Origin of the sequence: uncultured Lacinutrix sp., assembly GCF_947500325.1 — a bacterium.
Lineage (GTDB): Bacteria > Bacteroidota > Bacteroidia > Flavobacteriales > Flavobacteriaceae > Lacinutrix.
The window spans coordinates 17,304-35,707 of record NZ_CANMRQ010000028.1; the positions used below are offsets into that span (position 1 = coordinate 17,304).

Genomic DNA, 18,404 nt, shown 5'->3' on the forward strand with positions numbered 1-18,404 from the left:
AAATAACTGCAAAACTGTATAAAGTACCTCTTTTTACCTTCTAAACAACCCTGAAATTGCTAGTGTAAAATTTGAATATTTATCTGGAGTACGCAAAGAAGCAGCTATAGAGAGGTTATTGTATGGCCTTAAATCGAAGTTATCTCTATAGACATCTCTATCGGTATCTAAATAACCAAAACCAAGCACTGTATGACATAATTCATGGATAATTGTTCGCATTTGTCTACTTTCTGTGTTATAGTCAAAAAAAGAAGGGCATATGTGAATATTAGTGTCCATTCCTGGAGGAATATGTTCATTGTCATTAATCAAATAAGACATTGGGTATGCGTGAGCCACGTTAGGTCTAAAACGAGAACCACATAACCCATTATTACTATTATCGTATACAATGTCGTGACCATCTACATCTCTTTCAAACTGTTGCACTTGGTACCTTGGAGAAGCAAGTCTTAATCTATGTAAGTTTCTAAATATAATGCCACATTCTCTTTCATAGGTTTGTTTTATATCTATGTTATCTCTATTAGCGCGTACTGTGTATAAAAAAGTGTTATACAAAGCATTTTCAATAATTCTTCTATGCTGTGATGCGTTTAGATTCATATAACTATGAAATCTAAAATGTCCAATACGGCAAGCTCTAACAGCTCTATTTCTAGCAATTCGTACTTGTCTAAACTGTGTTCTAGTAAAATCTGACATCTAGTGAAATTTTATATGACAACTAAAAGATACTTAATATATACGATTTAAAATGAAAAAGTGCATGTAAAATTTAAAGAAACTAAGGTTCTTAATATTTTGATGTTATATTTATATAAAAATTTCAAGAATGACTAAACAGACTATAAATGTTAACAAAGATTATGATTTAATTTGTGTTGGAGGCGGAATAATGAGTGCAACTTTAGCACTCTTAATAAAACTGGTAAAACCAGAATTAAGTATTCTTATTTTAGAACGTTTAGATACAGTAGGATTAGAGAGTTCGGCAGCTTGGAATAATGCGGGTACAGGTCATTCTGCATTGTGCGAACTAAATTACACACCAGAGAAAGGAGATGTTATAGATTGTTCTAAAGCATATAAAATTTGTAAACAATTTGAATTGTCAAAACAATTTTGGTCTTATTTAGTTGAAGAAAAACTTATAGATAATTCTAAAGATTTTATAAATGCAATGCCACATCACAGTTGGGTTACAGGTATAGAAAATGTAGCTTTTTTAAAGAAACGATTCGAAGCGTTAAAAGAGCATTTTATGTTTGAAGATATGGAATTTACTGAGTCTATAGAAAAAATGAAATCTTGGTTTTCGTTAATCATGGATAATAGGAGTGAAGAAGAAGTTATGGCTGCTACACGTATTGAACGTGGGGCAGAGATGAATTTTGGAGCATTAACAAAAAAGTTATTTTCCATTTTAGAAACAGAATACAATACGCCTGTTCATTGTAATGAACATGTTATAGACATTGATCCAGATGACGAAGTAGAATGGTCTGTTGAAGTTAAAAACCAAAAGACGGGAGTAAGGCAATATCTTGATGCAAAACACGTATTTATTGGAGCAGGAGGCGGAAGTCTATTATTGTTGCAAAAAGTTGAAATTGAAGAGAAAGATGGTTATGGCGGTTTTCCTGTAAGTGGCGAATGGTTAGTTTGTAAAAATGAAGGTATTATAAATCAGCATTTTGGTAAAGTCTATAGTAAAGCTGGCCCAAAAGATCCACCAATGTCTACACCACATTTAGATACTAGATTTATTGATGGGAAAAGACAACTAATGTTTGGTCCTTTTGCTGGTTTTAGTCCTAAGTTTTTAAAAGAGGGTTCTAATTTCGATTTATTTAAATCGGTAAGAATGGACAATATTAAACCTATGTTAAATGCGTTTTGGGATAATTTACCATTAACAAAATATTTAGTAGAACAGGTAACTGCATCTCATGAAGATAGAATGAATGCTCTTAGAAAGTTTGTTAAAGATGCAAAAAGTGAAGACTGGGAAATACTTGTAGCTGGTCAGCGCGTTCAAATTATTAAAAAAGATGAATATGAACACGGTAAATTGCAATTTGGAACCGAAGTCGTTAAAAGTAAAGATGGTAGTATTACCTGTTTACTTGGAGCTTCGCCTGGTGCTTCTACAGCTACAAAAGTAATGTTAGATGTTTTTGAAATTGCATTTCCAGAAATCACTAACTCTGAAGAAGGACAGCGTAAATTAAAAGCCATTGTTCCTATCTGGAAAACGGAACTGGATAAAACACTTTTTAAAGAGAGTATTAACAGGTCGGCAGAAATTTTAGGCTTATAGATTAATTAATTTATGCCTTTTGGTTTTCTTTATCAATAATTACACGCACCCATTTAATAGCTTCGGTTAAGTTTTCAAAGATGCTAAATGGTTTTTTATAAAATTGTTTTTCGTATTCTGCTGTGTCACGCATTTTTTTATTGCCAGGAATCACAGCAATTGCTAGTAGGTTAGAAATTTTCTCTGCTTCTTTATATATAGCTGGATCTATAGAATAATTTGTTACTCTATTAGAGATGTAAACCATGTTTTTGTTTTTAAAATGATGATTTAAAATGGCTATAAACTCTTCTGTTTCTTGATAAGAAATTGTAAAACCCTCTCTCATTTGTTTTATTAAGAAGTCATCAAAAACAAAGACTTCAGCATGAGTAATATCATAATAGTGAAACAGTCCCATTGGCTTATTATTTTATAAAATTAGGTAGTTAGGAGATTAAGAATTCTTATTATAAATTAATTTATCAACCCACATAATGGCTTCGGTTAAATTATTACATATTTTGAAAGGCCTATTAAAGAATCCTTTTTCATATTCAGCATTTTTCCTGCTAGTTTCTTTGTTGGCAATAATAATCATAGCAACAAGATTGGGGATTTTTTCGACCTCTTTGTATACTAAAGGGTTTACAGCATAATTTGTTACTCTATTAGAGATATAGATAATCTTTTTATTTGTAAAGTGTTTTTTTACAAGGTCTCTTAAAACATAATTATGATTAGGTGTTATTTCTTCGCCTTCTCTCATTTGATTGATCATATAGTCATCAAAAATGAAAATTTCAGAAAAACTTAGATCATAGTAGTGAAACAATTTCATGATCAATAGATTAGTTTACTGTAAGATAGGGAAATAAAATAAAAAAAGCGACAATATACGTAAGTATATTCTGTCGCTTTTTCAAACTAACTAACTAACCATTACTATAAAAACGTGCTAATTCTTGGTTTATTTTGAATTAACAATACTTTATGATTTTTAAAATTCCTCTGCTACTAAATCTCCTTGATTTCTAAATACTAATTGATTATTAAAAGAGTCTAATAAAATAATACTATCTGTAGTTACTTTACCTGCTAGAATTTCTTTACTCAATTGATTTAATACTTCTTTCTGAATAACTCTTTTTACTGGTCTTGCTCCATATTCCGGTTCATATCCCTTTTCTGCTAAATAAGCTATTGCTTCTGGTGTAGCATCAAAAGTAATACCTTGTTTGGCAATCATTTTTGTGATACTTTTAAGTTGAAGCCCTACAATACTGGTTATATTTTCTTTAGATAACGGTGTAAATAAAATAGTGTCATCAATACGGTTTAAAAACTCAGGTCTTATATTTTGTTTTAATAAGCCTAACACGTCTGTTTTAGCAGATGCAATGGCCGAATCTATATCTTTTATAGCTTCAAAACGTTCCTGAATAATTTGACTTCCCATATTTGAAGTCATAATAATTATTGTGTTTTTAAAATCGGCAACACGGCCTTTATTATCTGTTAAATGGCCTTCGTCTAGTACCTGCAATAATATATTAAAAGTATCAGGATGCGCTTTTTCAATTTCATCTAATAGCACAACAGAATAGGGCTTACGTCTAACAGCTTCTGTAAGTTGACCTCCTTCATCGTAGCCTACATATCCTGGAGGCGCACCAACTAAACGACTTACAGCATGGCTTTCTTGAAACTCACTCATATCTATTCTAGTCATTGCACTTTCATCATCAAAAAGGTATTCTGCTAATGCTTTTGCAAGTTCGGTTTTACCAACACCTGTTGTGCCTAAAAACAAGAATGTACCAATTGGTTTTTGAGGATTTTGCAAACCAGCTCTAGAGCGTCGTACAGCATCACTTACAGCTATAATAGCTTCTTCTTGTCCAACAACTCGTTTATGCAATTGCTCTTCAAGTTTTAATAATTTTTCACGTTCGCTCTGTAACATTTTAGTAACAGGAATACCTGTCCATTTTGCTACAACTTCGGCAATATCATCATAAGTTACTTCTTCTTTAATTAAAGCCGTTTCAGACTGTGCTTGTAATTCTTTTTGCAAATTTTCTAAGGCTTCTTGGGCTTCTTTAATTTTACCATAACGTAACTCTGCTACTCTTCCATAATCACCTTCACGTTCTGCACGTTCTGCTTCTAGTTTAAGGTTTTCAATATCTTGTTTTGTATTTTGTATATTATCTACAACCTCTTTTTCACTTTTCCACTTTGCATTAATCTCATTACGTTCTTCTTTAATATTTGCTAAATCACTTCTTAAAGATTTTAATTTAACTTCGTCTTTCTCTCTTTTAATCGCTTCAATCTCGATTTCCAATTGCATTATTTTACGATCTAAAACATCTAATTCTTCAGGTTTAGAATTTATTTCCATTCGTAATTTTGAAGCAGCTTCATCCATTAAATCTATAGCTTTATCTGGTAAAAAACGATTTGTTATATAGCGTTGTGATAATTCTACAGCTCCAATAATGGCTTCATCTTTAATACGTACTTTATGATGTGTTTCATATTTTTCTTTAATACCACGTAATATAGAAATAGCACTTTCGTTATCCGGTTCGTCCACCATTACTTTTTGAAAACGGCGTTCTAAAGCTTTATCTTTTTCAAAGTATTTTTGATATTCATCTAGAGTTGTTGCTCCTATTGCGCGTAATTCGCCACGTGCTAATGCAGGTTTTAAAATATTTGCAGCATCCATAGCGCCTTGTCCTCCGCCAGCTCCAACAAGTGTGTGAATTTCATCTATAAATAAAACAATATCTCCATTACTATTTGTTACTTCTTTAATAACTGCTTTTAAACGTTCTTCAAATTCCCCTTTAAATTTTGCACCAGCAATTAATGCACCCATGTCTAAGGCGAAAATTTGTTTGTCGATTAAATTTTCTGGAATATCGCCATCTACAATTCTATGTGCTAAACCTTCAGCAATAGCTGTTTTTCCTGTACCTGGTTCACCTACTAGTATTGGATTGTTTTTTGTTCTACGCGACAATATTTGTAGAATTCTTCTAATCTCTTCGTCACGACCAATTACCGGATCTAATTTTCCTTCTTCAGCTAATTGATTTAAATTTTTTGCATATTTATTTAATGCATTGTATGTGTCTTCTTGACTTTGTGAAGTCACGCGATCACCTTGTCTTAATTCATCAATAGTAGCTTTAATTCCTTTTTCTGTAACTCCTTGATCTTTTAAAATTTGAGCTATTTTACTTTTAGATTTGAAAATAGCTAGAATAAGATGTTCAATAGAGACGAATTCATCATTCATAGCTTTCGCAATATTAGATGCCTCATTAAAAGCTGTTGCTGTATTACGAGAAATCATAATATCTGCACCTGTAACTTTTGAAAAACTTTCTAATTGCTTATCTAGAATTTGTTGTAGAATAGTAATGTTAACATTCATTTTTTTTAAAATGAACGGCAATACATTTTCATCTACATTAAATATAGCCTTAAATATATGTTCGTTTTCTATTTGTTGATGCCCTAAACCTTGCGCTAATTGTTGCGCTTGCTGTATAGCTTCTTGTGATTTTATTGTATAGTTGTTGAAATTCATAATCTTATCTTTTTCTTCCTTAATATCGGGAATATTTTCTTTGTTTGAGAGCTATATTTCAATTACCTTACCAACGTTAAAGAGGAGACAAAATGTCTGTTAAGTATTGATTTTGTATGACTTTTCGTCAGTTTGTAATGTTGGGATATTCTTCCGACTTAATAATAAACTTATATTATGTTTAAAAAATTGTTTGGAGGTTCAAAAGAACCAAAAGAAGAAAAAGTATTGCCTTGGAAACAGTTAACATCTGTTGATCAATTAAATGCCATAGAAAAATTATCTAAAGGAAAAACACAGGTTATTTTTAAGCATTCAACACGTTGCGGAATTAGTAAAATGGTAATGAATCAATTTATTTCTTCTTTTGATATAGAAGCTAATTTAGACCTATATTATCTTGATTTGTTGAGTTTTAGAGAAGTATCTAATGAAACAGGTTATAAATTTCAAGTCATGCACCAATCTCCTCAATTAATTATTATTAAAAATGGAGTAGCAGTTGCGCATGCTAGTCATGGCGGTATTAACGAACTTGATTTGAGTAAGTTTGCTTAATGCCTTCTTTATTATAAAATTAAGTCAATAAAAAAACTCCCAATTTGTATTGGGAGTTTTTTTATTCTAACTTTTAAAATTATATCTCGTAATAATATCTTTTAATTTTAGTTTTAAATCTTCACCAGTGTCATAAACCATTTGTTCATTACTAGGGAAACGTAAACGTTTATTTTTTAGAATTTCTATATCATTATTAGTTAAAGCTCTTCTGTCTCCTCTAACTGTTGCATATAGATTATCAAATATAAATTCACTATCTATAGGAAAACGTTCTATAACTTGATTTGCTTTTAAATCTGTATACTGTACTTGAGCTAAAACTTGAGTTGATTTTAATTGATTAAACTCAAATAATCTAGCTTTTGCAGTAATAATTTTATCTTGTTTAATATCGTTTCCTAAGCTATCTTGAGTAACATTGCCATTAGCGTCTAATACATATTCCCATCCATCTACAATGTTTTTCTTTCTTAATAATTGTTTTTCAGTAATACGTTCTGGAGAAATATTAATACGCTTTAATTGTAATTGCATAGCATAGTCGTAATCAATATCTTGATTTGCATTAGCATGATATACTGTCCAAAAATCATTTAAACCGTAGGTGTCAAAATTTAATAAATCATTTTGTAAACGTATTGGAATAATTTGATGTGTCTGGTTTTCTATATCTACAATAACGTAATCTGTTCCTTGATGATGAGCAACATCCATAAGCTGTCTAACATCTTTATAATTTGGATTAATGTCTTCTATATACTGTAAGGTTTCAAAAGCATTTCTGTTATTAAATTTATTATTACTTTTCATTAAAGTAATAGCAGTTTTGTATTTGTACTCAGAAGTTTTTGCTCTGTAAGCTACAATGTCGTTTGTGTAATCATTAAAATTTAAAGACAATAGTTTTCCACCAATTTGTAATGGCATAACTGCTTTAATAGCACGTTGTCTATCTTCTAAATCTAAATAGATATTAAAAATGTCTTGAAATAGTTCAGGATTACCATCTTTCTTTAAATGATTGATAGTATTATGGTTTTCTTCAACCACTTTGTAAAATGCATCTTGTAACATAATAACGTAATCTTGTTTACGCTTTTTATCTTTGTTACGTTTTAATTTTTTTAGAGCATTACTAATGGCCTGGTCATAATTTCCAGAGTGTAATTGTTTTTCAATCTGCTTTCTTCCAACACAAGACGTTAGTACTAGAAGAAGTACTGCTAATAATGTAAATTTTTTCATCTGTTTTGGTTTTATTGGTTTATACTGTAAGTATAAAATCAATTTGCGTGCCAAACAGAAAAAAGCCTTTAAACGTATAGTGTTTAAAGGCTTTTTAAATTATTTTTTATAGGCTCTATTTTTTCTTTTTAGGATTGAAAACTGGAAGTAATTCTGTTGAAACCTCTCCAAAACCAATTCTAGTGCCGTCTTTTTCGCAATACCCTCTCATAATAACAGTATCGTTGTCATTAATAAATTTACGTTCAGACCCATCATTCATTTTTAAAGGTTTTTCTCCTCTCCATGATAACTCTAACATAGAACCGTAAGAATCTGGAGTAGGCCCAGAAATGGTACCACTTCCCATCATATCTCCTGAGTTTACTGGACAACCATTAACCGTATGATGTGTTAATTGTTGTGCCATTGACCAATACATGTATTTAAAGTTTGAACGGCTTACAATTGTCTCCTTTGCCTTTTTTGGTTGAATTGCAACTTCTAAATTAATATCAAAGCTCTTTTTTCCTTTTTGTTGAAGGTACTCTAATTGTTTTTTAACTGGTTTAGGTCCAGCAACTCTATAAGGTTCTAAGGCATCTAAAGTAACAATCCATGGTGAAATACACGATGCAAAACTCTTAGCTAAGAATGGTCCTAAAGGAACATATTCCCATTTTTGAATATCTCGAGCACTCCAATCATTAAATAGTACTAAACCAAAAATATATTCTTCGGCTTCTTCAATTGGAATTGGTTCTCCTAAATCATTAGCTGCAGTAGTAATAAAAGCCATTTCTAGTTCAAAATCGACTAATTTACTTGGACCAAAAACAGGGTTGCTTTCTCCAGCTGGTAACGTTTGACCTTGAGGTCTGTGTACTGGTATTCCAGATGGAATTATAGATGAACTTCTACCATGGTATCCAACAGGAATGTGTAACCAATTTGGTAATAATGCATTGTCTGGATCTCTAAACATAGTACCTACATTTGTAGCATGTTCTATACTAGAGTAAAAATCTGTATAATCACCAATTTGAACTGGTAATTGCATTTCTATTTCATCTAAACGAAATAAAACAACTTCTTTATTTTTCTTATCATTCTTTAGAGATTCATTTTCGGCATCAAAAATTTCAGCAATTCTATTTCTAACCAAGCGCCATGTTTTACGGCCATCGGCTATAAAGTCATTAAGCGTGTCTTGGAGAAATATATCGTCTGTTAATGGAATACCTTCAAAATAACCTAATTGGTGTAATGCACCTAAATCTATTGCGGTGTCTCCAATACGGGTACCAATTGTTATAATATCATCTCTAGTTAAAAAAACTCCAAAAGGAATATTTTGAATAGGAAAGTCTGAATTTTTATCGACGTGTAACCACGATTTTCTATCTGGATTATTTGCTGATAACGGCATATAATAAGTGTTGATTAAATGTTTATAAATCTAATCAAATATATATGTTTTTAAACAATATAAAAGTGTCTATTTAGTATTTTTGATGCTCATTCAATATAATTAACATAATATGCAACGCGACGAACAAATTTTTGAATTAATACAAGCTGAAAAAGAGCGACAATTACACGGATTAGAATTAATAGCTTCAGAAAACTTTGTTAGTGAACAAGTTATGGAAGCAGCTGGTTCTGTTTTAACTAATAAGTATGCCGAAGGTTATCCAGGTAAACGATATTATGGCGGTTGTGAAGTTGTAGATGAAGTAGAACAAATTGCAATAGATAGAGCAAAAACCTTATTTGGAGCCGAATATGTTAACGTACAACCACATTCTGGAAGTCAGGCTAATACTGCTGTATATCATGCTTGTTTAAAACCAGGTGATAAAATTTTAGGTTTCGATTTATCTCATGGTGGACATTTAACACATGGGTCTCCAGTAAATTTTTCTGGTAAATTGTATAATCCTGTATTCTATGGAGTAGAAGAAGAAACAGGAATGTTGAATTATGATAAAATTCAAGAAATAGCAACACGAGAAAAACCGCAAATGATTATTGCAGGAGCTTCAGCTTACTCAAGAGATATAGATTTTGAGCGCTTTAGAACTATAGCAGATAGCGTAGGTGCAATTTTATTAGCAGATGTTTCTCATCCAGCAGGTTTAATTGCAAAAGGTATTTTAAACGATCCTATTCCACATTGTCATATTGTAACCACTACTACGCATAAAACATTACGTGGACCTCGTGGTGGGATGATTTTAATGGGAAAAGATTTTGAAAACCCTTTTGGATTAAAATTAAAAAACGGCAACTTAAGAAAAATGTCTTCTTTATTAGATTCTGGTGTATTCCCTGGAAATCAAGGAGGTCCTTTAGAACATATTATAGCAGCTAAAGCTATTGCCTTTGGAGAAGCGTTAACCGATGAGTTTATGAACTATATGTTGCAGGTTAAACAAAATGCTGAAGCGATGGCAAAAGCTTTTGTAGCTAAAGATTACCATATCATTTCTGGCGGAACAGACAACCACATGATGCTTATTGATTTAAGAAACAAGAACATTACTGGTAAAGAAGCAGAAAAAGCTTTAGTAAAAGCAGATATTACAGTGAATAAAAATATGGTACCTTTTGATGATAAGTCTCCATTTGTAACTTCTGGTATAAGAATAGGTACAGCTGCTATTACAACTCGTGGTTTAAAAGAAAGTGAGATGGGAGTAATTGTAGATTTAATAGATGAGGTAATTACTAATCATGAAGATGAGGATAAATTAGAGGCTATAGCAGTTAGAGTAAATGCTATGATGAGTGACTTGCCTTTATTTGTAGCCTAGTATTATTCTAGCTTTAACAAAAACAAAAAGCCTCGAAAAATCGAGGCTTTTTGTTTTATTTTTTTCTGTTATTTATTGGCCAGCTATACCTTCTGGGTTACCAGATATTGATGTAGAATTCCATGATGAACTTCCACCGTCAAATTGAGAAAACCCATAAGCATTACTAGAAGTTGTTAGCACTATAGTAGAACTCGTACCTATTGCATTTGAAACTGTACCACTTAATGATGTAGAATTCCATGAAGAACTTCCTCCATTAAATTGAGAAAATCCATAAGCATTTGAATTAGTATAGACTACAATATTATCATTTGAATTAGCAGACCCTATTGGACTTCCTGATATGGATGTAGAGTTCCATGAGCCACTTCCTGAGTTAAACTTCGAAAATCCATAAGCGTTAGAATTAGTGTAAACAACACACATTTTTTTAGAGCTTATTGATCCAATTACTGTACCTGAAAGTGATGTAGAATTCCAAGAAGAACTTCCGCCATCAAATTGTGAAAAGGCATAAGCATTTGTAGTTGTATATATAACAATACTTTCATCAGAAACAACGGCTCCAATTACAGTTCCTGAAAGAGATGTAGAGTTCCATGAGGAACTCTCACCATTAAATTGAGAAAATCCATAAGCATTAGTTCCTGTATATGTAACCACCATTTTTCCAGTTTTTGTAGAAGCCGTTACCACATTACCAGTTGAATTTGATCCATTGCTCCCTGAATTGCCAGACTCTTTTGCATATAACGCATATGGTACACTTAGTAATTGACTAGTTCCAGAAATAGTATAATTTGTTCCGCCAGATGGATCTGTTTCAGATTTTACATAGTAAGTTCCAGTACTCCAGTCTATAGAAGAAAAGTTATCAGTAGTAGTTCCTGCTCCAATGTTTAAAGTTACTAATCCGTTATCATTTGTCGTAGCGTTGTGTGTTTCTGTATAAACAGCAGTTCCGGTTTCAGAATTTTGTAATACGCTAATTTGTATGCCAATGTTTCCATTTTGTATTAATTGATCGGATGCATCTCTAACTATAGCTTGATAACTCATAAGTTCTGGTGCTTGAGCAAAAAGCGAACTTGTTAATATTGTAAATGCTAGTAGAATGTAATTTTTTTTCATTTTATTTTTTTAAAATTTTATATGACTTAAATAATTTATTATCTCTATACATGCTTAATATATATATTGATGTATTGAATTTTGAGAGGTCTATTTTTGTTTTTAATTTTGAAATTTCTCCTTTTTTTAATTCCTTTCCAGATATATTTACTAAACTATATTTCAAAGATTCATTTTGTTTCAAATTAATGTAAATAAAATCGGAAGTTGGGTTTGGAAAAACTTCAATAGAAACTATATTGTCTATATCTTTAGTTGATAAAGTTGAAACTTCAAAAGCTAATTGAGATCCAGTAGAACTAGTACCTCCAGAACCAGTAGCTTCTTTAAAGTTTAATAAACCAACTGAATAATTCACCTTACCTGTAGGTTCTACAATGTCATTTCCAGATGACAGAATATTTGATTGCGAGTATACTGCAGTGGAGCAACAAAAGAGTAAAAGTAATAGTCTTTTCATATTTCTATTTTTTAGTTTCTATTTTTATTCAAAAGTAATATGCTGATAAGCACCAGCATCTGGAGATGTTGTTCTACTAACTCCTAAAATATCGTTAGGGACTTGTGTAGCAAATATTGTATTGCCAATACCAATAGCTCCAGAGTTATCTCCTATAATTAAGTCATTAGCGTCTGTATCTCTAAAAACAGGATCTTGATTGAATACATTGTTTTCGTATAAAGTAGCATTGTCAAAATCGTAATTCAAACCAGAAAACGAATTAGACGTATCACTAAATCGTAATAGGCTATTAGAAAACTTAAAATTAAAGACTACAGCTGGATCTAAAACTTCATCAATAATGAATTCAGGATTATCGTTTCCATAAATAATACAGTTATTAAAATTAGCTTCAGTTAAATCTGCTAATATAATAGCATCTTCTCCTTGTAAGAAATTATTAATTAGCAATGCAGGAAACTGACGAAAACTGTTATTCCAGTAATTTGCAATTGTACTATGCGTAAAGTTGTATTTACCACCTAGCGTTAATGCAACTGATGACTGTCCTGCATTATTAACAATAATGTTTTCGGCAGTAATAGAAGTGTTTCTAGCTAAAATACCGTAGTTACCAAAATTATATAATTGAGAATTAGTAATTGTTAACTTATCTATTGGTGCATCTGGATTCGCATCACTTAAAATACCTACTGTGGCATTCTTTATTGTTGCATAATTAATGCTGTTATTTATACTATTTTCAAATAGCCAAATTGTTCCCCATTGGCCTGGAACATCTGCAAATGCAGGTTCTAAACGATCGCTTTCAAAAATCACTTCATTTTCTAAAAGGTCTTGATCTGCGCTTAAACTACCATTAACATTTAATGTAGCACCTTCAGATACTAGTAAGCCTGAGTTGGCATGGAAATGTACACGAGCTCCAGCATTTATTGTTAAAGTTTCTCCATTAGGTACTGCAGCATAACCATATATTACATAAGGTTTTTCATTAGTAAAAGTTAATTCATCGGTCATTAATTCTCTACCTTGAATTTCGGTTTCTATTTGTTCGCCATTAACATCTAAAGTTAGCGTTTCAATTATCCCTGTAGCATTATCACGATCTGGAAAAATAAAAGTGGCATCTTTAATTAAAGTCACTAAGTCTACATCTTGATAATTACTTCCAGAGTCAAATTCAATTTTATCGGTATATAAAAATTCGTTTCCTAAAAGCGGTTCATTGTCTGTGTTAAATGTAGTTTCAACAAAAATAAATAGACTGTCTTTTGCTTGTATTTCTACATTATTAAAAGCCTTTCCTGCTACACCATCAACATTTAATCTGTAACCAGAGGTTTCTCCTTTATTTAAACGAACAGTAGGAATGCTAATGTCATTATCACTTCGGTTATATACTTTTAAATTGTAGGTACTAGAACCTATATTAGCAAAAATGGTATCTAAGTATACAGTGTCTTTTGAGAATTCTAAATTACCTGTGCTCGGCGAAAAATCAAAGTCTTTTCTACAAGAACTCCATAATAATAGAAAACCAAAACAAATAATAAAATAAAGGGTACGTTTCATAGCTATAGTTAAATTCGCTTTATGCGACTAAAATATAACTTTTGAAAAACTATTTTAGTATGAATGCTAGAATTTAGTTGAATAAATTTATAACAGTATCTATTATTCGTGTAGGTTTTTTTGTTGAAGTACTCATAAAACACCAGTTGGTTTCAGATTTTGCTAAAAGTATTTCAGTGTCTTTATTGTAAATTTCTACAATTCTGGTTGAAGTTACTCCAGAGGCTTTAGTAACATAAGTTTTTATTAATATAGTATCATTTAAAAGGGCAGAAGCTTTATACGTTATAGTATGCGATATTAATACCCAAAAATAATCCTCAAGAATAACAGTTGATGCATTTTGCTCCCAATGCGCTTTAGCAATATCATTTACCCATTGTACATAATGCACATTATTTACATGGTTTAAATCGTCTAAATCTTCCTTTGTTACTGTTATGGTTTTAGTGAATATTTGCAAGGCTTATTCTTCTATTATTTTTACTTCAAATAGTTTATCCCATCGTTTTCCTGTAACAAATATGGTTTGTGTCTCTGGGTTATAGGCAATACCATTTAATACATTATCGTCTTTAGAATAATTAGGTATTTTTTTTACTATAGAATTAAAATTTATAACAGCTTCAGTAGCACCATTTTTTGGGTTAATTATAGCTATCCCATTTTTTTCATAAATATTAGCATATATTTTGCCGTTAATCCACTCTAATTCATTTAATCTTCCAATTTTACCTTTATTAGTGTAAACTTGTATATTACCATCTTCAACTAAAGTTTCTGGGTTTAAAAACCATATTTTTTCTGTACCATCACTTTTATAAAGTAATTTGCCGTCATTACAAATACCCCAACCTTCTTTACTTTCTCCATATTTAAATGAGTTGGTACGCTCAAAAGAATCTACATTATAAACAAAGCCTTTGCCGCCTTGCCATGTTAATTGATAGATGTTATTATTTAAAATAGTTAAACCTTCACCAAAATATTGATTAGCTAAATCAATATTTTTAAGTACTTCTCCTGTTTTGTAATCCAGTTTACGGAGTTTAGATTCTCCTTTTTGTCCTGTACTTTCGTATAATTCTCCATTAAAGAATTCTAAACCTTGTGTGTAAGAAGTAATATCATGAGGATAGGTGTTAATAATTTCATAGCTATATAATTTTGGCTTTGTATCGTTTACAATAGAAATATTTTGAGTTACAGTTTCTGTTTCTCCATCATATTTTACAATTGCAGTAATATTTTGTAAACCAAGTTTAAAATTACTTAACGCTACAGTTTTGTCAATTTCTTTTCCATCTAGACTATATTTAACTGATTCTATTTCAAGGTTTTTAGGGTTGGAAATTGATAATTCTAGAGTCTTATTTAAGGCTATAGCATTATTAACAGCATTGGTTTTTATATTAAAGTTTTTTTTCTGTTCTGCACTACCACAATTAAATAATAAAGCAGCTAAAAATATGATTGTAAGGTGTTTAAATAATTTCATTTTATGACTATAATTTGAAGCAAGATATTTATTAAAATTCAGTTTAAAAAATCATTGTGATAAATTTAAAAGATTGTATCTTTGCAGCGGCAAGTCCTACACAACCAGCTCCTGTTGAATCCTCCAGGTCGGGAACGAAGCAAAGGTAAATGGTCGTAGCGGTGTGATGTAGGTAGCTTGCCTTTTTTTGTACAATAAACTCAAATCTTGAAAACCATGGTAGTCAAGATTTTTTAGTTTTTTGTATTTCCATTAAAAAGGAAATTTCACTATTTAATTATATTTTTAAGCTTTAATTCCTAAAAAGTATGTCTAAAGTTATATTAATTACTGGCGGTTCTTCAGGTATAGGGAAATCTATTGGAGAATACTTAACTAAAAATGGTTTTACTGTATATGGTACTAGCCGTAGCGCAGAGAAATACAAGGATCACCCATTTAAAATTGTGGGTTTAGATGTAAAAGATATTGACTCTATAAATAAGGCTGTTGCAGAAGTCATTGCAGCCGAAGGACAACTAGATGTGGTTATTAATAATGCAGGTGTTGGTATTACTGGGCCAATTGAAGAAATCCCTCAAGCAGAAATACAACACAATTTTGACACTAACCTTTTTGGGCCTATAAATGTTATTAAAGCTGTATTGCCTCAAATGCGTAATCAAAACAGTGGTTTGATTATTAATATTACGTCAATTGCAGGTTATATGGGATTACCATATCGTGGTATTTATAGCGCAAGCAAAGGTGCTTTAGAACTATTAACTGAAGCTTTTAGAATAGAGTTAAAAGATTTTAATATTAATATGTGCAACATTGCTCCGGGTGATTTTGCAACTAATATTGCCGCTGGTCGTTTTCACGCACCATTAAAAGAAGAGTCTCCTTATAAAAAATATGGAAGTGTACTTAAAGATATAGATGAACACGTAGATAAAAGTAATGATCCTATACAGGTATCAAAAATGGTATTAAAGGTAATTAATACTAAAAAGCCTAAAACTCATTATAAAGTAGGTGCTTTTATGCAAAAACTCTCTATTGTTTTAAAGTTTTTGCTACCAGATAAAGTTTATGAGAAGATGTTGATTAATCATTACAAACTTTGATTTTTAATAAAAAAAAGCTTTATTTAAGACATGAAAGAAAACATGTCAAAGCTATTTACAGTTTTAACCTTTGTAATTGGTTTTAATTGTATTGTTTTCGAGTTCCTAAAATTTCCAGAAGTAGCATCAAGTTTTAGAGCTTTATTATTTACTGCGTTCTTTTTAATGTATTTTCTTTCAAAAGGGTCTATTCATAAATTTTTCACGTCTTTTTTACTGTTTTTTGCCTTGGCAGAATTGATGTATTTTGCCATATCTCTTGATGCAAACCTATATTATTATGGGTCTATAATATTATATATTATGGCTTACGCAAGTTTGTTATTATATATAGTTTCTAAATTTGAATTAAAGAAAGTATTAGATTCATATTCAATACATTTATTTGTGTTATTGACTTTAAATGTTTTATTGGTTTATAAACTGGATACATTCCTTATAAACGATATGGAAGATGAGTTGCCTTTAATAATAAGACTAGTAGAATTACTTTATAACCTTTTGCTGGCAATGATTGCAGGAGCAGCATTTATTCGATTTTTGTATTTTAAATCAAAACAAGCCATTTTTCTTTTTTTAATATCTGTTTTAATAGTCTTTTCAGAATTTATTCAAATAGTATTTTATTCGGATACTAATGCCGTTTTATCTATTATTTGCACTTTATTACTTTTATTCGGTTTTTACTTTATTTATGAGTATTATACATTAAGTGATTTTGATGATAAAAAAATAGAAAAACTTTAATTTTTGTTTATAATAAATCTCCTTTGTTTTTAATGCTATCTTAAGGAGTTAATTCTATTTTGTGGTATGTTTTTTGATAATTATCGATTCAAAATCCTTACTCATGAAACGACTATTATCTCTAGTGCTTTTTTTAAGTCTTATTTCTCTTGTTGGTTGCGAAGATATTTTAGAATGTGTTATTAATCGAAGGCCAGAATTACCAGATAAATCTTTTAAAACAGGTTTTACTAACCAACTGTATTATGAAGAGTTTGATGCTCAAATTAAAAACGAACCTCAAGATAATGCTTATGGCTATAATTTTGAAATTGAAGGAGAACTTCCTGATGGAATAGAGCTGTTTATTGATTATAGAACATTAGTTTTTGAAGGTATTCCTCAAAGTCAAGGTAGTTTTGAATTTAGACTACATTTAAATGTAGATCCGCCATTACATTATAATGAAGAAACCGAACAGTATGAAGATTCTATGTGTTCTGAATCTACATCAAGAACTTATACAATTACCATTAATTAATGGATTATATATTGTTAATATTATTTAATATCATTTTCTATTGAAAATAAACAGAAGTTGTAACTTCGCTTCATTAAATAAACACAACTTAAACTTAATTTATAAATGAAATTTTTTATTGACACAGCCAACCTTGCTCAAATTAAAGAAGCAGAAGATATGGGGATTTTAGATGGTGTAACCACAAATCCATCATTAATGGCTAAAGAAGGTATTACTGGTACAGATAACATTTTAAAACATTATGTAGACATATGTAATCTTGTAGAAGGCGATGTAAGTGCAGAGGTTATTTCTACCGATTTTGAAGGTATGGTAAGAGAAGGCGAAGCATTGGCAGAATTACATGATCAAATTGTAGTTAAATTACCAATGATTAAAGATGGCGTAAAAGCGTGTAAGTACTTTAGTGATAAGGGTATTAAAACAAATGTAACATTAGTATTCTCACCAGGTCAAGCATTGTTAGCTGCTAAAGCTGGTGCAACATACGTATCACCATTTATTGGTCGTTTAGATGATATTTCTACAGATGGTTTAAACCTTATAGCAGAAATTAGGCACATCTATGATAACTATGCTTTTGAAACTCAAATTTTAGCAGCTTCTGTACGTCATACAATGCACGTTATTGATTGTGCGAAATTAGGAGCAGATGTAATGACAGGTCCTTTAAGCTCTATTGAAGGATTGTTAAAACATCCTTTAACAGATATAGGATTGGCTAAATTTTTAGCAGATTATAAGAAAGGAAATTAGACTTTATTATATGAGTCGTCCTAAAATAGGTTGACAGATTATAAAATAATTAATTACTATCCTGTGAAGCTAGCTTCACAGGATTT

Annotated in this window: 18 protein-coding genes and 1 other RNA gene; 8 read left to right on the top strand and 11 right to left on the bottom strand. The window is 30.8% G+C overall.

Annotation, left to right across the window (positions count from 1 at the left end; genetic code table 11):
- Nucleotides 1-33 precede the first annotated feature (33 nt).
- Complete coding sequence (locus Q0997_RS18825) at nucleotides 34-708, bottom strand: hypothetical protein (RefSeq protein ID WP_299891884.1); 675 nt, start codon at nucleotides 706-708, stop codon at nucleotides 34-36.
- 130 nt (nucleotides 709-838) lie between these two features.
- Here Q0997_RS18825 and mqo point away from each other — a divergent pair, with 130 nt between their 5' ends.
- Nucleotides 839-2,326, top strand: coding sequence for a malate dehydrogenase (quinone) (gene mqo, locus Q0997_RS18830; RefSeq protein WP_299891886.1), 1,488 nt, complete (start codon nucleotides 839-841; stop codon nucleotides 2,324-2,326).
- Nucleotides 2,327-2,336: 10 nt separating this feature from the next.
- Here mqo and Q0997_RS18835 read toward each other — a convergent pair whose 3' ends face one another.
- From Q0997_RS18835 to clpB, 3 genes are all read right to left on the bottom strand, one after another.
- Entirely contained in the window at nucleotides 2,337-2,726 is a 390-nt protein-coding gene (locus tag Q0997_RS18835; protein ID WP_299891889.1) for a hypothetical protein, read from the bottom strand.
- A gap of 36 nt (nucleotides 2,727-2,762) precedes the next feature.
- Complete coding sequence (locus Q0997_RS18840) at nucleotides 2,763-3,146, bottom strand: hypothetical protein (protein ID WP_299891892.1); 384 nt, start codon at nucleotides 3,144-3,146, stop codon at nucleotides 2,763-2,765.
- A 159-nt stretch (nucleotides 3,147-3,305) separates the two neighbouring features.
- Complete coding sequence (gene clpB / locus Q0997_RS18845; protein ID WP_299891894.1) at nucleotides 3,306-5,912, bottom strand: ATP-dependent chaperone ClpB; 2,607 nt, start codon at nucleotides 5,910-5,912, stop codon at nucleotides 3,306-3,308.
- Between the two features lie 177 nt (nucleotides 5,913-6,089).
- On the opposite strand from clpB, the gene ytxJ reads away from it, so the two are divergent.
- Entirely contained in the window at nucleotides 6,090-6,470 is a 381-nt protein-coding gene (gene ytxJ / locus Q0997_RS18850; RefSeq protein ID WP_299891897.1) for a bacillithiol system redox-active protein YtxJ, read from the top strand.
- 66 nt (nucleotides 6,471-6,536) lie between these two features.
- Here the strand turns inward: ytxJ and Q0997_RS18855 are convergent, their stop codons facing one another.
- Nucleotides 6,537-7,718: a hypothetical protein gene (locus Q0997_RS18855; RefSeq protein WP_299891900.1), complete on the bottom strand. Its 1,182-nt coding sequence runs from the start codon at nucleotides 7,716-7,718 to the stop codon at nucleotides 6,537-6,539.
- A gap of 115 nt (nucleotides 7,719-7,833) precedes the next feature.
- Nucleotides 7,834-9,126, bottom strand: a complete 1,293-nt coding sequence (gene fahA / locus Q0997_RS18860) for a fumarylacetoacetase (RefSeq protein WP_299891903.1) — start codon at nucleotides 9,124-9,126, stop codon at nucleotides 7,834-7,836.
- A 112-nt stretch (nucleotides 9,127-9,238) separates the two neighbouring features.
- Between fahA and glyA the strand changes: the two genes are divergently transcribed.
- Nucleotides 9,239-10,513 (top strand): serine hydroxymethyltransferase, encoded by a 1,275-nt coding sequence (gene glyA, locus Q0997_RS18865; protein WP_299891906.1) that lies wholly within the window; start codon nucleotides 9,239-9,241, stop codon nucleotides 10,511-10,513.
- A 72-nt stretch (nucleotides 10,514-10,585) separates the two neighbouring features.
- On the opposite strand, the gene Q0997_RS18870 is transcribed toward glyA, so the two are convergent.
- The 5 genes from Q0997_RS18870 to Q0997_RS18890 all read right to left on the bottom strand — a co-directional run bounded on the left by Q0997_RS18870 (nucleotide 10,586) and on the right by Q0997_RS18890 (nucleotide 15,183).
- Nucleotides 10,586-11,647, bottom strand: coding sequence for a hypothetical protein (locus Q0997_RS18870; protein WP_299891909.1), 1,062 nt, complete (start codon nucleotides 11,645-11,647; stop codon nucleotides 10,586-10,588).
- Between the two features lies 1 nt (nucleotide 11,648).
- Nucleotides 11,649-12,107 carry a T9SS type A sorting domain-containing protein gene (locus Q0997_RS18875; protein ID WP_299891911.1) on the bottom strand — a complete coding sequence of 153 codons (459 nt, stop codon included), beginning with the start codon at nucleotides 12,105-12,107 and terminating at the stop codon, nucleotides 11,649-11,651.
- Nucleotides 12,108-12,131: 24 nt separating this feature from the next.
- On the bottom strand, nucleotides 12,132-13,685 hold the full coding sequence (locus Q0997_RS18880; RefSeq protein ID WP_299891913.1) for a hypothetical protein: 1,554 nt from the start codon (nucleotides 13,683-13,685) through the stop codon (nucleotides 12,132-12,134).
- 73 nt (nucleotides 13,686-13,758) lie between these two features.
- Nucleotides 13,759-14,148, bottom strand: coding sequence for a thioesterase family protein (locus Q0997_RS18885; protein WP_299891916.1), 390 nt, complete (start codon nucleotides 14,146-14,148; stop codon nucleotides 13,759-13,761).
- A 3-nt stretch (nucleotides 14,149-14,151) separates the two neighbouring features.
- Complete coding sequence (locus Q0997_RS18890) at nucleotides 14,152-15,183, bottom strand: glutaminyl-peptide cyclotransferase (protein WP_299891919.1); 1,032 nt, start codon at nucleotides 15,181-15,183, stop codon at nucleotides 14,152-14,154.
- An 87-nt stretch (nucleotides 15,184-15,270) separates the two neighbouring features.
- Between Q0997_RS18890 and ffs the strand changes: the two genes are divergently transcribed.
- The 5 genes from ffs (at nucleotide 15,271) to fsa (ending at nucleotide 18,318) form a co-directional block, all read left to right on the top strand.
- Nucleotides 15,271-15,369: signal recognition particle sRNA small type (gene ffs, locus Q0997_RS18895), an RNA gene on the top strand.
- Nucleotides 15,370-15,491: 122 nt separating this feature from the next.
- The gene (locus Q0997_RS18900; protein WP_299891922.1) at nucleotides 15,492-16,292 is read left to right on the top strand and encodes an SDR family oxidoreductase; all 801 of its coding nucleotides are present in this window, start codon (nucleotides 15,492-15,494) and stop codon (nucleotides 16,290-16,292) included.
- Between the two features lie 42 nt (nucleotides 16,293-16,334).
- Complete coding sequence (locus tag Q0997_RS18905; RefSeq protein ID WP_299891924.1) at nucleotides 16,335-17,039, top strand: hypothetical protein; 705 nt, start codon at nucleotides 16,335-16,337, stop codon at nucleotides 17,037-17,039.
- A 103-nt stretch (nucleotides 17,040-17,142) separates the two neighbouring features.
- Nucleotides 17,143-17,559: a hypothetical protein gene (locus tag Q0997_RS18910; RefSeq protein ID WP_299891927.1), complete on the top strand. Its 417-nt coding sequence runs from the start codon at nucleotides 17,143-17,145 to the stop codon at nucleotides 17,557-17,559.
- A gap of 105 nt (nucleotides 17,560-17,664) precedes the next feature.
- Nucleotides 17,665-18,318 carry a fructose-6-phosphate aldolase gene (gene fsa / locus Q0997_RS18915; protein ID WP_299891928.1) on the top strand — a complete coding sequence of 218 codons (654 nt, stop codon included), beginning with the start codon at nucleotides 17,665-17,667 and terminating at the stop codon, nucleotides 18,316-18,318.
- Nucleotides 18,319-18,404 lie beyond the last annotated feature (86 nt).

Bases quoted from the DNA above. Each gene is read 5' to 3' on its own strand.
- Q0997_RS18825 (WP_299891884.1), bottom strand. From the start codon at position 708: ATGTCAGATTTTACTAGAACACAGTTTAGACAAGTACGAATTGCTAGA.
- mqo (WP_299891886.1), top strand. From the start codon at position 839: ATGACTAAACAGACTATAAATGTTAACAAAGATTATGATTTAATTTGT.
- Q0997_RS18835 (WP_299891889.1), bottom strand. From the start codon at position 2,726: ATGGGACTGTTTCACTATTATGATATTACTCATGCTGAAGTCTTTGTT.
- Q0997_RS18840 (WP_299891892.1), bottom strand. From the start codon at position 3,146: ATGAAATTGTTTCACTACTATGATCTAAGTTTTTCTGAAATTTTCATT.
- clpB (WP_299891894.1), bottom strand. From the start codon at position 5,912: ATGAATTTCAACAACTATACAATAAAATCACAAGAAGCTATACAGCAA.
- ytxJ (WP_299891897.1), top strand. From the start codon at position 6,090: ATGTTTAAAAAATTGTTTGGAGGTTCAAAAGAACCAAAAGAAGAAAAA.
- Q0997_RS18855 (WP_299891900.1), bottom strand. From the start codon at position 7,718: ATGAAAAAATTTACATTATTAGCAGTACTTCTTCTAGTACTAACGTCT.
- fahA (WP_299891903.1), bottom strand. From the start codon at position 9,126: ATGCCGTTATCAGCAAATAATCCAGATAGAAAATCGTGGTTACACGTC.
- glyA (WP_299891906.1), top strand. From the start codon at position 9,239: ATGCAACGCGACGAACAAATTTTTGAATTAATACAAGCTGAAAAAGAG.
- Q0997_RS18870 (WP_299891909.1), bottom strand. From the start codon at position 11,647: ATGAAAAAAAATTACATTCTACTAGCATTTACAATATTAACAAGTTCG.
- Q0997_RS18875 (WP_299891911.1), bottom strand. From the start codon at position 12,107: ATGAAAAGACTATTACTTTTACTCTTTTGTTGCTCCACTGCAGTATAC.
- Q0997_RS18880 (WP_299891913.1), bottom strand. From the start codon at position 13,685: ATGAAACGTACCCTTTATTTTATTATTTGTTTTGGTTTTCTATTATTA.
- Q0997_RS18890 (WP_299891919.1), bottom strand. From the start codon at position 15,183: ATGAAATTATTTAAACACCTTACAATCATATTTTTAGCTGCTTTATTA.
- Q0997_RS18900 (WP_299891922.1), top strand. From the start codon at position 15,492: ATGTCTAAAGTTATATTAATTACTGGCGGTTCTTCAGGTATAGGGAAA.
- Q0997_RS18905 (WP_299891924.1), top strand. From the start codon at position 16,335: ATGTCAAAGCTATTTACAGTTTTAACCTTTGTAATTGGTTTTAATTGT.
- Q0997_RS18910 (WP_299891927.1), top strand. From the start codon at position 17,143: ATGAAACGACTATTATCTCTAGTGCTTTTTTTAAGTCTTATTTCTCTT.
- fsa (WP_299891928.1), top strand. From the start codon at position 17,665: ATGAAATTTTTTATTGACACAGCCAACCTTGCTCAAATTAAAGAAGCA.